The sequence below is a fragment of the Geodermatophilus sabuli genome (genome assembly GCF_900215145.1).
Lineage (GTDB): Bacteria > Actinomycetota > Actinomycetes > Mycobacteriales > Geodermatophilaceae > Geodermatophilus > Geodermatophilus sabuli.
The window spans coordinates 263,682-275,751 of the sequence record NZ_OBDO01000009.1; the positions used below are offsets into that span (position 1 = coordinate 263,682).

The 12,070-nt window shown below is 75.0% G+C and carries 12 protein-coding genes and 1 tRNA gene; 5 read left to right on the plus strand and 8 right to left on the minus strand.

Annotated elements, in window-relative coordinates; translation table 11 throughout:
• Positions 1-103 precede the first annotated feature (103 nt).
• Both CRP39_RS19930 and CRP39_RS19935 read left to right on the plus strand, forming a co-directional pair.
• On the plus strand, positions 104-1,123 hold the full coding sequence (locus CRP39_RS19930) for an SGNH/GDSL hydrolase family protein (protein WP_097208109.1): 1,020 nt from the start codon (positions 104-106) through the stop codon (positions 1,121-1,123).
• Positions 1,124-1,236: 113 nt separating this feature from the next.
• Entirely contained in the window at positions 1,237-2,457 is a 1,221-nt protein-coding gene (locus tag CRP39_RS19935; protein WP_097208110.1) for an acetyl-CoA C-acetyltransferase, read from the plus strand.
• Between the two features lie 138 nt (positions 2,458-2,595).
• On the opposite strand, the gene CRP39_RS19940 is transcribed toward CRP39_RS19935, so the two are convergent.
• Positions 2,596-3,420, minus strand: coding sequence for a Bax inhibitor-1/YccA family protein (locus tag CRP39_RS19940; protein WP_097208111.1), 825 nt, complete (start codon positions 3,418-3,420; stop codon positions 2,596-2,598).
• A 294-nt stretch (positions 3,421-3,714) separates the two neighbouring features.
• On the opposite strand from CRP39_RS19940, the gene CRP39_RS19945 reads away from it, so the two are divergent.
• Positions 3,715-4,239, plus strand: coding sequence for a hypothetical protein (locus tag CRP39_RS19945; protein WP_097208112.1), 525 nt, complete (start codon positions 3,715-3,717; stop codon positions 4,237-4,239).
• A 251-nt stretch (positions 4,240-4,490) separates the two neighbouring features.
• On the plus strand, positions 4,491-4,727 hold the full coding sequence (locus CRP39_RS19950) for a helix-turn-helix domain-containing protein (protein ID WP_097208113.1): 237 nt from the start codon (positions 4,491-4,493) through the stop codon (positions 4,725-4,727).
• 72 nt (positions 4,728-4,799) lie between these two features.
• Here the strand turns inward: CRP39_RS19950 and CRP39_RS19955 are convergent, their stop codons facing one another.
• The 4 genes from CRP39_RS19955 to CRP39_RS19970 all read right to left on the minus strand — a co-directional run bounded on the left by CRP39_RS19955 (position 4,800) and on the right by CRP39_RS19970 (position 9,682).
• Positions 4,800-7,091 (minus strand): ATP-binding cassette domain-containing protein, encoded by a 2,292-nt coding sequence (locus CRP39_RS19955; protein WP_097208114.1) that lies wholly within the window; start codon positions 7,089-7,091, stop codon positions 4,800-4,802.
• Positions 7,092-7,346: 255 nt separating this feature from the next.
• Positions 7,347-7,420: transfer RNA gene (locus tag CRP39_RS19960), tRNA-Leu, on the minus strand.
• Between the two features lie 87 nt (positions 7,421-7,507).
• A complete protein-coding gene (locus CRP39_RS19965; protein ID WP_097208115.1) occupies positions 7,508-8,887 on the minus strand; it encodes an NAD(P)/FAD-dependent oxidoreductase in 1,380 nt (459 codons plus the stop codon).
• A gap of 9 nt (positions 8,888-8,896) precedes the next feature.
• Positions 8,897-9,682: a uracil-DNA glycosylase gene (locus tag CRP39_RS19970; protein WP_097208116.1), complete on the minus strand. Its 786-nt coding sequence runs from the start codon at positions 9,680-9,682 to the stop codon at positions 8,897-8,899.
• A 58-nt stretch (positions 9,683-9,740) separates the two neighbouring features.
• Here CRP39_RS19970 and CRP39_RS19975 point away from each other — a divergent pair, with 58 nt between their 5' ends.
• Positions 9,741-10,043 carry a DUF4235 domain-containing protein gene (locus tag CRP39_RS19975; RefSeq protein ID WP_097208117.1) on the plus strand — a complete coding sequence of 101 codons (303 nt, stop codon included), beginning with the start codon at positions 9,741-9,743 and terminating at the stop codon, positions 10,041-10,043.
• A 7-nt stretch (positions 10,044-10,050) separates the two neighbouring features.
• Here CRP39_RS19975 and CRP39_RS19980 read toward each other — a convergent pair whose 3' ends face one another.
• The 3 genes from CRP39_RS19980 to CRP39_RS19990 are packed head-to-tail and all read right to left on the minus strand — an operon-like array spanning position 10,051 to position 12,067.
• The gene (locus tag CRP39_RS19980; protein ID WP_172442534.1) at positions 10,051-11,001 is read right to left on the minus strand and encodes a Ppx/GppA phosphatase family protein; all 951 of its coding nucleotides are present in this window, start codon (positions 10,999-11,001) and stop codon (positions 10,051-10,053) included.
• Positions 10,998-11,495, minus strand: a complete 498-nt coding sequence (locus tag CRP39_RS19985; RefSeq protein WP_097208118.1) for a DUF501 domain-containing protein — start codon at positions 11,493-11,495, stop codon at positions 10,998-11,000. Before CRP39_RS19985 ends, CRP39_RS19980 begins: the two co-directional genes overlap by 4 nt.
• Complete coding sequence (locus CRP39_RS19990; protein WP_097208119.1) at positions 11,492-12,067, minus strand: FtsB family cell division protein; 576 nt, start codon at positions 12,065-12,067, stop codon at positions 11,492-11,494. The genes CRP39_RS19985 and CRP39_RS19990 overlap by 4 nt, the downstream gene beginning before the upstream one ends.
• Between the last annotated feature and the right edge of the window lie 3 nt (positions 12,068-12,070).

Here is a 12,070-nt window from a genome sequence, read left to right on the forward strand (position 1 = left end):
TGGTCCGCCCGTGACCCGTGAGGGGGAATGTGGCACGGGGCGACCGTAGGCGGCGGTTAACCTGCGGGACAGAGGTCCACGCAGCTGGGGAGGGCGGACGGCGGTGACTCGAGCGAGCACGGCATGGCGACTGGCCACCGGAGCTGCCTACGGCGGCGGTGGACTGGGCCTCGCCGGGGCGGCGATGGTCGCCCTCCTGCGCGCGCAGGCACGGTCGGCCCGGCGCCGGGTGGAGTCCAGGACGACCCAGAGCGACCCGCCGTCGGGCGACGGCATCTACGGCCGCGGCCGGGGCAAGCCGATCGTGCTGACCGTGCTGGGCGACTCCAGCGCCGTGGGACTGGGTGTCGAGCGGTCCGCGGAGACGCCCGGGGTGCTGCTCGCCGCGGCCCTCGCCGAGCTGGCCGAGCGGCCGGTGCGACTGGTCCGGCTGGCCGTCTCCGGCGCCGAGTCCTACGAGCTCGAGGAGCAGGTCGACAAGGCGCTGGTGGAGCACCCCGACGTCGTGATGATCATGATCGGCGCGAACGACGTCACCAGCCGCACCCGGCCCACGGTGTCGGTGCGTCACCTGCGTGACGCCGTCCGCCGGCTGGTCGACGGCGGCGCGGAGGTCGTCGTCGGCACGTGCCCGGACCTCGGCACCATCCGGCCGATCGGGCAGCCGCTGCGCCTGCTCGCCCGCCGCTGGAGCCGTCAGCTGGCCGCCGCCCAGACCATCGCCGTGGTCGAGGCCGGCGGTCGCAGCGTGTCGCTCGGGTCGGTCCTGGGGCCGACGTTCGCCAAGGACCGCGGCCTGTTCAGCGTCGACGAGTTCCACCCCAGTGCGGCCGGGTACGCCGCCGCGGCCGCCGTCCTGCTGCCCTCGGTCGCCGACGCGCTCGGCGTGTGGCCGGCCACGGCCGACCGCGGGCTGCGCAACCTGCGCCGCGACACCGTCCGCCCCGTCGCCCGCGCCGCCGCGCACGCCGCCGGCCGGACCGGCACCGAGGTGCAGGCCACCGAGGTGCGCGGCTCCGAGACCGGGCCGCGCGGGCCCTGGGCCCGGCTGCGCCGGCGCCGTCCGCCGGACCTCCCGACCCCCGATCAGGCGGAGCGCGCCGAGCAGGCACCCGTCGGCTGAGCGCCCCGGGCGCGGTCCCGCGTGTGCGGTCAGGCGGCGTTACCGGGGAGTAGGTTCGGGGACGACCCGACGTCCGGCGTCCCCCGTCGGATCCGCCTCATCGTGGAGGACCCATGCCCGAAGCCGTCATCGTCGCGACTACGCGCTCCCCCATCGGCCGCGCGTTCAAGGGCTCGCTCAAGGACCTGCGCCCCGACGACCTCACCGCCACCATCGTGCGCGCGGCGCTGGACAAGGTGCCCGCGCTCGACCCGACCGACATCGACGACCTCATCCTCGGCTGCGGCCTGCCCGGCGGGGAGCAGGGCTACAACATGGGCCGGGTGGTGAGCGTCCTGCTCGGCATGGACCACCTGCCCGGCACCACCGTCACCCGCTACTGCTCCTCGTCGCTGCAGACCACCCGCATGGCGATGCACGCGATCAAGGCCGGCGAGGGCGACGTCTTCATCTCCGCCGGGGTGGAGATGGTGTCCCGCTTCGCCAAGGGCAGCAGCGACTCCCACCCGGACACCAAGAACCCGCTGTTCACCGACGCCGAGGCGCGGGTCGCCAAGACGGCGGAGAGCGGCGCCGACACGTGGACCGACCCCCGCGAGGCCGGCGAGATCCCGGACATCTACATCGCGATGGGCCAGACCGCCGAGAACCTGGCGCTGCTCAAGGACGTCTCCCGGCAGGAGATGGACGAGTTCGCCGTCCGCAGCCAGAACCTGGCCGAGCAGTCGATCGCGAACGGCTTCTGGGAGCGGGAGATCACCCCGGTGACCGCGCCGGACGGCACCGTCGTCAGCACCGACGACGGCCCCCGGCCGGGCACGACGCTGGAGGGCATCGCCGGGCTGAAGCCGGTGTTCCGCCCCGACGGCCGGGTGACCGCCGGCAACGCCTGCCCCCTCAACGACGGCGCCGCCGCGGTCGTGGTCATGAGCGACACCAAGGCCCGTGACCTGGGGCTGACCCCGCTGGCCCGGATCGTCTCCACCGCCGTCACCGGGCTCTCACCCGAGATCATGGGCTACGGCCCGGTCGACGCATCCAAGCTGGCGCTGCAGCGGGCCGGCATGAGCGTCGGCGACATCGACCTGGTCGAGATCAACGAGGCGTTCGCCGCCCAGGTCATCCCCAGCTACCGCGACCTGGGCATCGACATCGACCGGCTCAACGTCCACGGCGGGGCGATCGCCGTCGGCCACCCCTTCGGCATGACCGGCGCCCGCATCACCGGCACGCTGATCAACGGCCTGCAGACCCGGGACAAGACCTTCGGCCTGGAGACCATGTGCGTCGGCGGCGGCATGGGCATGGCGATGGTGCTGGAGCGCCTCAGCTGAGAGTGGGGCCACCGGATGGTCGACCACCGGTAGCCCCACAACGGCCAGTGGCCCGGTCCCCGCGAGGGGACCGGGCCACTGACCTGTTGCGGCCCCGCTGCAGGGCCCGCGCCGAGCGCGGGGCAGCGGGGCCCTTGCTCAGTTGTCCTGGAGGTAGGACAGCAGCCGCAGGATCTCCAGGTACAGCCAGACGACGGTCACGAGCAGACCGAAGGCGATGTACCAGGCGAACTTCGCCGGGGCGCCACGGCGGATCGCCTCGTCGGCCATGTCGAAGTCCAGCAGCAGCGTGAAGGCCGCGACGCCGATCACCACGACGCTGAACAGGATGGCCAGCGGGCCGCCGTCACGCAGGCCCAGCCCACCGGGGGTGAAGAAGCCCGCGATCAGGTTGACCAGCACGAGCGCCAGGACACCGAACATCGCGCCGACGATCCAGCGGGTCAGCTTCGGGGTGACCCGGATGGCGCCGGTCTTGTAGACGACGAGCATGCCGAAGAAGACACCGAAGGTCCCGATCAGCGCCTGGACGACGATGCCCGGGTAGATGTTGTTGAACGCCTCGCTGATGGCGCCGAGGGCGACACCGTAGAGCGCGCCGTAGGACAGCGTGGCGGCCGGGTTGGCGATCTGCTTGAACGCGATCACCAGGCCGAGGACGAACGCGACCAGGACGGCCGGCAGCGCCAGGCCCCACGCGGCCTGCCCGGGCATGGCCCAGACGGCGGCGGCGGCCAGGACGGTCACCAGGAAGGACAGGCCGGTCTTCTGGACGACGTCGTCCATCGTCATGTAGCGCGTCGCCGGCGGCGCGTACGGGGAACGGGCGTACGGCGACGGGGCGGCGTACGGGTCCTGCGTCGGGGCGCCGTACTGCGGGGCGCCCCACTGGGCGGACTGCTGGCCGTTGCCGGCGCCCGCGTTCGCGAAGCCCCGGCCGAAGGCCGGGTTGTGGCTGGGCATCGTCATCTCCTCGAGGTGACCTGGCGGTTCGTGGGCCCAACGGTCCTGCACCCACTCGTCGAGGTCAACGCCTGGAGGGCTCGTTGCGTTCCTGACCCCGGGCAGGGCACCCGGACGGGGGGAACGGGGCGGATCCGGCGGCTGCGCAGCACCGGCGCCCGGGCCCTCAGGGCATGCCCGGCCGGCACCGCAGGGTGGGTGGACTCCACACCTAGGGGTGCTGGTGGCGGACCGCGGCGGTCCCGACGCTGGTCGCAGCGGATCGAACAATCGCCCCGACCCGAGGAGAACCCGATGAGCCTCCGCCGCACCCCCACCACTTCCCGTTCCACGACGGACGACGCGGCCACCACCCGCCGCGCCGGACGGCCGCGTCGTCGCTCCCGCCTGCTGGCCGGCGCAGCGGCGGCTGCCACCGTCACCGCCGGGCTCGTGGGCGTGGCGGCTCCGGCCAGTGCGGACGTGCTGACACCCAACGGCGTCCAGATCCACTCCCTGGCCATCTGCGACCCGATCCTCCACGACGTCCGGGTGCAGGCGTCCCCGGTCCCGGGCGCCATCGGCCGGATCCATGTCCGGGACGTCACCACCGGGCAGGAACTGGCCAGCGACCTGCTGCTCGACCCACTGGTCGTGGGCGACCAGACCTCCGGCTTCGCCACCTACCAGGCCGCCTTCCCGGCGGGGCGGTACGCGGTCTACGTCGAGTACATCTGGCAGGACGCCTCCGGCGGCTGGCTGGTCGTCGGCGAGTGGGTCACCGAGTACTGGACCGAGGGCGCCTTCGGCAACTCCCAGGACACCGCGTGCTCCCTCTGACCCCCAGCTGCCGGGCGGGTCGGCCGGAGGACGCCGACGTCCTCCGGCCGACCCGCGGGCCCTTGCTTCGCCGGGCGGCTCACCAGACGATGTGCCGGTGCCCGAGGGGCCCGAAGCCTGCCCGCTGCTGCGGTACACGGACGCCGACGGCCGCACGCGGGAGTTGCTCCTGACCGACGGGCTGCGGCGGTTGACGGTGGGCCGGGCGCCCGAGACGGCACCTACGTCAACGGCGAGCGGCTGACCGGACGGTGCACGTTGCGCGCCGGGACGGCGGCCACCGCCCTGCCCACCCCGGCTCGCTGTCGGAGACCCAGCGCCGGGTGCTGCTGGCGCTGGCCCGGCCGTTCGAGCACGGCAGCGCCTACGCCGTTCCGGCGGCCAACCAGCAGATCGCCGCGGAGCTGTTCCTCAGCGTGGACGCCGTGAAGACCCACCTGCGTACGTTGTCCGCCGAGCTCGGCGTCGAGGAACTCCCGCACAACTAGAAGCGGCTGCGGCTGGTCCAGCGGGCCCTGCAGAGCGGCGTCGTCCGGGGCCGCGGCCTCTGAGTCCGGGCCTCACCGCCCGTCGCCGGTGTGCTTGACCGTCCAGGACAGCCCCCACGCGGCCAGGGCGAGGAAGACCGCCGACTGCGCGGCCAGCAGCCCCATGTCCAGCCCCCACTGCCCGGCGGTCGGGCGGAACAGCCGGTCCGGTTGTGGGCCCTCCGCCGGCTGCAGCCCCACCGTGGCCGCCATCGCGGCGTACCCGGCCCGCGCGGGCAGGACCAGCGAGAACTGCTCCAGCCCGGTCCGGCCCGCCAGTGGGAAGAGGCCGCCGCAGAACACCAGCTGGCCCATGACCAGGGCGACCAGCGCCGGCATCGTCTGGTCGGCCGACCGTGCGAACGCCGACACCGCCAGCGAGGCGATCGTCATGGTGATGCCGACCGCGGCGACGGCGGCGGCCACCTCCAGGCGCGGCCAGGGCAGGACCAGCCCGTCGTCCGGACCGGGCAGGCCCAGCAGCGCGAGCAGGCAGAACGCGACCGACTGGAACGTCACGCAACCACCGACGACGAGCACCTTGGCGACGAGGTAGACCGACGGCGACAACCCCACGGCGTGCTCGCGGCGGTAGATGGGCCGCTCCCCCACCAGCTCCCGGACCGACAGGGCCGCCCCCATGAGGGCGGCGCCGACGACCAGCACGATGATCCGCTGCTGTGCCTCGGCCGGGTTCCCCCCGGCCGCCGACATCGACAGCCCCGCCTCCCCCGGGAAGGCGTGCGCCATGACCGCGAGCACGACGGGCATGCCGACGAGCAGGGCGAGGAACAGCCGGTCCGCGGCGACGACCGCCAGGTTGCGGCGGACCAGGGTCGCCAGCTGGCGCAGCGGGGCGGGCCGCGGCGGCACGGGCGCGGGGCCAGCCGGGCACGGCGTCACACCGTCGCCGGTCGGCTGGAGGTAGCGGTGCTGGAGCGTCGACTGGGCGAACCGCTCCACCCAGCCGGGGTCCTCCAGGGCGGCGAAGACCGAGGGGTGGTCCTGGACGCCGAAGAACGGCAGCAGCCGGTCGGGCGGCCCGTAGAACGCGACCCGGCCCCCGGGCGCGAGCAGCAGGACCCGGTCGCAGCGGTCGAGGGCCAGCACGCTGTGCGTGACGACCAGCACCACCCGGCCGGCGTCGGCGAGGGTGCGCAGACCGTCCATCACCTGTCGGTCCAGGCCCGGGTCCAGGCCGGAGGTGGGTTCGTCGAGGAAGAGCATCTGTGGCGCGGTCAGCAGCTCGAGGGCGATCGACGTGCGCTTGCGCTGACCGCCGGAGAGCGAGTCGATCCGCTGGTCGACCTGCGCAGTGAGCCGGACCTCGGCGAGCACCTCCGCCACCCGCTGGGCCCGCTCCTCGGCGGTGGTGTCGGGCGGCAGGCGCAGCCGGGCAGCGAAGTCGAGGGCCCGGCGCACGGTCAGCTGGCGGTGCAGGATGTCCTCCTGCGGCACCAGTCCGATGAGGAAGCGCAGCTGCTCGTACTCGTCGTAGAGGTCCCGGCCGTCCCACGTCACCCGGCCGGAACCGGCGGGGCGCAGCCCGGTGAGGGCGCCCAGCAGGGTGGACTTGCCCGCACCGGACGGGCCGATCACCGCCACCAGCTCCCCCGCCCGCACCGTGAGGCTCAGGTCGTCCATCAGGCGGGTGCCGCGCGCGGTGGTGACGGTCAGGTGCCGGGCGTCCAGGGAGGGGCGCCGCACGTCCGGCAGGGTGATGGTGCGCCCGTCCCAGCCGAACGTGCTGCTGCCCGCGCCGATCCGGTCCCCGGCACGCAGCGGCTCCGACCCGTGGATCCGGCGGCCGTTCAGATAGGTGCCGTTGAAGCTGCCGACGTCCCGCAGCACGGCGGTGGTGCCGTCCTCCCCCGTCTCCACCGCCGCGTGCCGCCGAGACAGCACGGGGTCGTCCGGGACGACGACGTCACACCCCGGCTCGCGCCCGATGACCAGGATCCGCTCGCCGGCACCGTCCCCTCCCGCGTCAGCGGCGGCCGACGGGACGTAGCGCAGCCGCAGTTCGGGACCGTTCGCGCCGCCGATGCGGACGCTGACCTCCTGTCCCGGACCGATCCGCGCGGCCTGCTGCGGAACGCCGTCGATCCACGTGCCGTTGCGGCTGCCGAGGTCGCGCAGCAGCCACCCCTCCGCGATCCCGCGCAGTGCCAAGTGCATGCTGCTGACCCGTTCGTCGGCCACGCGGACGTCGCACCGCGGGTCCCGGCCGACGACGACCGGCTGGGACCGGGGGAAGGTCCACACCCCGCCCGCGCCGGCGACCTGCAGGACGTCCTGCGTCGGTCGTCGGGGAGTCCGCGTCATGCCTGCCCTCCGGGTCAGCCGGTGCTGCGCAGCGATCGGAGCACCCGCTCGGAGGTCGCCGGCTGATCGGCGGACTCCGGCGGCGGGTGCGCGGTCGGGCCACGTCCTGGCCTCACTCTCGGCTCGGCGTCCGCCCCGGGAGCTCAGGAGCAGCGAGAACGTGGCCCCGCCGTCCGGCCAGCGTCAACCGTCACCCGGCTGCTGACCACGCGACGCCCGCGTTCCGGAACACGGGCGGCGCACGCCGTCACGCTGTGCCCCCGGTCGGGTTCGAACCGACACTGGAACCCTTTTAAGGGGCCTGCCTCTGCCGATTGGGCTACGGGGGCTGCGCCGTCGGAACGCTAACCCGTGGCGGACCGCGGCTCCCGCGAGCGGGCGCCCGCCGGTGGGCCGCGGCCGGCCGGGCCTCGCCCTCAGCTCGCCTGGGCCGGGCGGGACTGCGCGCGATCGGCCGGCGAGGGCGGGGGCACCGACCCGGCCCGGCCGGTGTTGGCCGCGGCGACGAACTCCCGGCGCGGGTCCTGGAGCTGGCCGAGGGAGATGACCTCGCGGCGGAAGACCGCGCCGAGCGTCCAGTCCGCCACCACCCGGGCCTTGCGGTTGAAGGTGGGCACCCGGCTGACGTGGTAGGTGCGGTGCATGAACCACGCGGGCCAGCCCTTGAGCTTCACCCCGTAGACCTGGGCGACCCCCTTGTGCAGGCCGAGGCTGGCGACCGACCCGGCGTAGGCGTGCCGGTAGGGCTGCGGCTGCTCGCCGCCGAGGACGGCGACGATGTTGTCGGCCAGCCGCTTGGCCTGCCGGACGGCGTGCTGCGCGTTCGGCGCCGTGGTCGCGTCCGGCTCCTCCTTGGTGAGGTCGGGGACGGCGGCGAGGTCACCGGCGGACCAGGCGTCGGGCATCCCCTGCACCTGGAGGGTGGGCTCGCAGACGACCCGGCCGCGCCCGTCCAGCGGCAGGTCGGTCTCGGCGAGCATCGGGTTCGGCTTGGTGCCCGCCGTCCAGACCAGGGTGTCGCTGTCGAACTCGTCGCCGTCGCTGAGCCGGACGTGGCAGTCGCTGACGGACTCCAGGCGGGTGTTGAGCCGCACGTCCATGCCGCGGGCGGTCAGCTGCTTGACCGTCCACGCGGCCATGTCGAGGTCCACCTCGGGCAGGATCCGCCCCATCGCCTCGACCAGCACCCACCGCATGTCCGACGGCGACAGGCGCGGGTAGTAGTGCTCGACGGCGTACCGGGCCATGTCCTCCAGCTCGGCGAACGCCTCCACGCCCGCGTAGCCGCCTCCCACGAAGGTGAAGGTCAGCGCCCGGCGCCGGACGTCGGGGTCGTCGGTGGAGCTGGCCGCGTCGAGCCGGGCGAGCACGTGGTTGCGCAGGTAGATGGCCTCGCCGACGTTCTTGAAGCCGATGCCGTGGTCGGCCAGTCCGGGGATGGGGAGGGTGCGCGCCACCGACCCGGCGGCCATCACGAGCACGTCGTAGGAGAGCTCGAACGGCTCCCCCTCCAGCGGGGCGATCCGGGCGCGGCGCTCGGCGTGGCTGAGGCCGGTGACCGCGCCGGTGATGATCCGGCAGCGCGGCAGCGTGCGCCGCAGCGGGACGACCACGTGACGCGGCTCCACCGAGCCGGCCGCCGCCTCGGGGAGGAAGGGCTGGTAGGTCATGTGCGGTTGCGGGTCGACCACGACGATCTCCGCCCTCCCGCGGGAGAGCCGCTTCTGCAACCGCAGGGCGGTGTAGAGGCCGACGTAACCGCCGCCCACGACGAGGACCACCGGACGCTGCGCCATGGGCCGAGCCTAGGGCCGCACCCCCGGTGGCGGCACGGCCGCGGCGAGGTCGGTGGCCCGGGAGAGGACGGCGTCGAGCATCGGCTCGGTCAGCTTGCCGGTGAAGGTGTTCTGCTGGCTCACGTGGTAGCTGCCCAGCAGGGTGAGCGGCCCGCGCGGCCCCTCGAGGGTCACCTCGACCCCGTGCCCGAACGCCGGCCGCGGCGTGGGCAGCCGGTAGCCGGCCTCGGCCAGCACCGGCCACAGCGCCGTCCAGCCGAACCCACCCAGGACGACGACCACCCGCAGGTCCGGCAGCAGCGCCAGTTCCCGCGCCAGCCACGGTGAGCAGGTGTCGCGTTCCTCCGGCGTCGGCGCGTTCGCCGGTGGGGCGCAGCGCACCGCCGCGGCCACCCGGACGCCGGTGAGCTCGAGCCCGTCACCGATGTGCGTGGACGTCGGCTGGTTGGCCAGTCCGGCCCGCCAGAGCGCGGCGAAGATCCAGTCCCCGCTGCGGTCGCCGGTGAACACCCGCCCGGTGCGGTTGCCGCCGTGCGCGGCCGGCGCCAGCCCGACGACGGCGATCCGGGCGTCGGCCGGGCCCAGCCCCGGCACCGGGCGGCCCCAGTACTCCTCGTCGCGGAACGACGCCCGCCTCGTCCGGGCCACCTCCTCTCGCCAGGCCACCAGGCGGGGGCAGGCGCGGCAGCCGGAGATGCGGGCGTCGAGGACGGCGAGGTCGCGGGTGCCGCGCGCCGAGCGGACGACGCCGGCGGGGGTGCGGGTCACCGGGAAGCCGGCCGCGTCGGTCGCCACCCCGTCAGGGAACCACCCGTCGTCTGCGTGCCGACGCGGACCCCGGCATGATCGCCTCGTGGCCAGGAAGAAGAAGCAGAAGGCCCCGCTCACCTGGAAGCTGCTCTCGGCGGGCTTCGCGGTGCCGGCGGGGATCGCCGTCCGGAAGGCGACCGACGCCGCCTGGTACGGCGTGCGCGGGACGATGCCCCCCAAGAACCCGGCGGCGCCGGGGGTCAGCTGGCCCGAGGCGCTGGCCTGGGCCGGGGTCTCCGGGCTCGCCATCGCCGCGGGGCGTCTCGTCGCCGCCCGCGGCGCCGCGGCCAGCTACGAGAAGCTGACCGGGAAGCTGCCGCCGGGGATCAACGAGGGCACCACCTGAGCCGGGGTCAGCCGCGCGCGAGCTGCAGGGCGATGCCGTCGAGGATGTCGTGCTCACTGACCACGACGTCGTCGAGGGCGAACGCGTCCATGACCACCCGCAGGACCAGTGAGCCGGCGCCGATGACGTCGACCCGCCCCGGGTGCATCACCGCCTCCAGCGCCCGCCGCCGGCGGGTGGCGGTGAGCAGGCCGGCGGTCACCGAGCGGACGCCGGCCACCGGGATCCGCGAGCCGTGGATGGCCACCGGGTCGTAGGCGGGCAGGCGCAGCGCGAGCGCGGCGACGGTGGTCACCGAGCCGGCCAGCCCGACCAGGGTGGCCGCCTCGTGCACGGGCACCGTGCTGACGACGTCGGCGAGCGCGGCGCGGATGTCGGCCTCGGCGCGCTGGATCTCGTCGGCGGTCGGCGGGTCGCCGTGCAGGTGCCGCTCGGTGAGCCGGACACAGCCGACGTCGACCGAGCGGGCCGCCCGCACCCCACCGGCGTCGCCGAGCACGAACTCGGTCGACCCGCCGCCGATGTCGACGACCAGGTACGGCGGGTGGGGCGCCGGCTGGCCGTGCGCGGCCACCGCGGCGTCGAGGGAGGCGGTGGCCCCGAGGAAGGACAGCCGTGCCTCCTCGTCGCCGGCGACGACGTCGGGCAGCCGGCCGAGCGTGGCAGTGACCATCGCCTCGAAGTCGGCGCGGTTGGCGGCGTCCCGGCTGGCACTGGTCGCGACCATGCGCACCGCCGTGGCGCCCAGGTCCCGCGCCTGGGCGGCGTACTGCGCCAGCACGACGCGGGTGCGCTCGATCGCCTCGGGCGCCAGCCGGCCGGTGGCGTCGACGCCCTGCCCGAGGCGGACCACCTCCATCCGGCGCAGGAGGTCGGTGTGCGGCCCCTCCGGTGGGACGTCGGCGACGAGCAGGCGGATCGAGTTGGTGCCGCAGTCGATCGCCGCCACCCTCGTCACGGCCGGTCCTCCTGGGCGCAGGGGCCGTTCGCCCACCACTCCCCCATCTCGGCCACCGCGCGGTCGCCGATCGGGTTGACGCCCGGGCCGGCGGCCAGCGCGTGGCCGGCCAGCGCGTGCAGGCACTTGACGCGGTCGGGCATGCCGCCGGCGGTGTTGCGGGTGGGCAGCACGCCCAGCGCGTCACGTTCGGCGAGGTAGGCCTCGTGGGCGGCGCGGTACCGGGCGGCCAGCTCGGGGTCGGTGGCCAGCTCGTCCTGCCACTCGCGCATCCGGCCGGCCGACTCCAGCCGGCTGGCAGCGGCGTTCGCCCGCGGGCAGGTCAGGTAGTACAGCGTCGGGAACGGGGTGCCGTCCTCCAGCCGCGGTGAGGTCTCCACGACGTCGGGCTGCCCGCAGGGGCAGCGGTGCGCCACCGCGTGCACAGCACGCGGTGGCCGGCCCAGCTGGCGGGCGACGACCTCCCGCTCCGCCGGGGTGACCGGTTCCTTCACTCGTTCGGCTCCTCGTCGCCGTCGGCCTCCGCGACCGACTGCAGCAGTGCGTCGTACCAGGGCAGTCCACCGTCGTCCGGTTCGGGGACGGTGCCGGCGTCCCCCTCGACCGCGTCGCCGTCGACCACGACGAGCAGGCGGTCGCCGGGGAGCACGTAGGTCAGACGCTCCCGCGCCTCGCGCGCGACGAAGGCGGGGTCACCCTGGCGCTCGAGCTGGTCCTGCAGGTCCTCGATGCGCCGGTCCAGCGCCGTCCCCTCGGCGGCGAGTCGGGTGAGCTCCGCCCGGCCAGCGAGGAACTGGCGGACCGGCCCGGCGAGGGTCAGGGCCAGCAGGAGCACCAGCCCGCCGAGGAGCACCGCGCGGCCGGTGAACAGCGGCCGCCGGGGGGTGCCCGCGGCGGCCGTCGACCGCGGGGGGCGTCGCCCGGGCCGGCGCGCCTCCGGCCGGCTGCCCGCACCAGAGCGGGAGCCGGCCGGGACGGGGCGGGAGGCCGCGTGGGTGAGCGGCCGCCCGGTCGAGCGACGTCCCCCCGGCGCGGGCCCGCTGCGGCGGGCGCGCGCGGCGCTCATCGG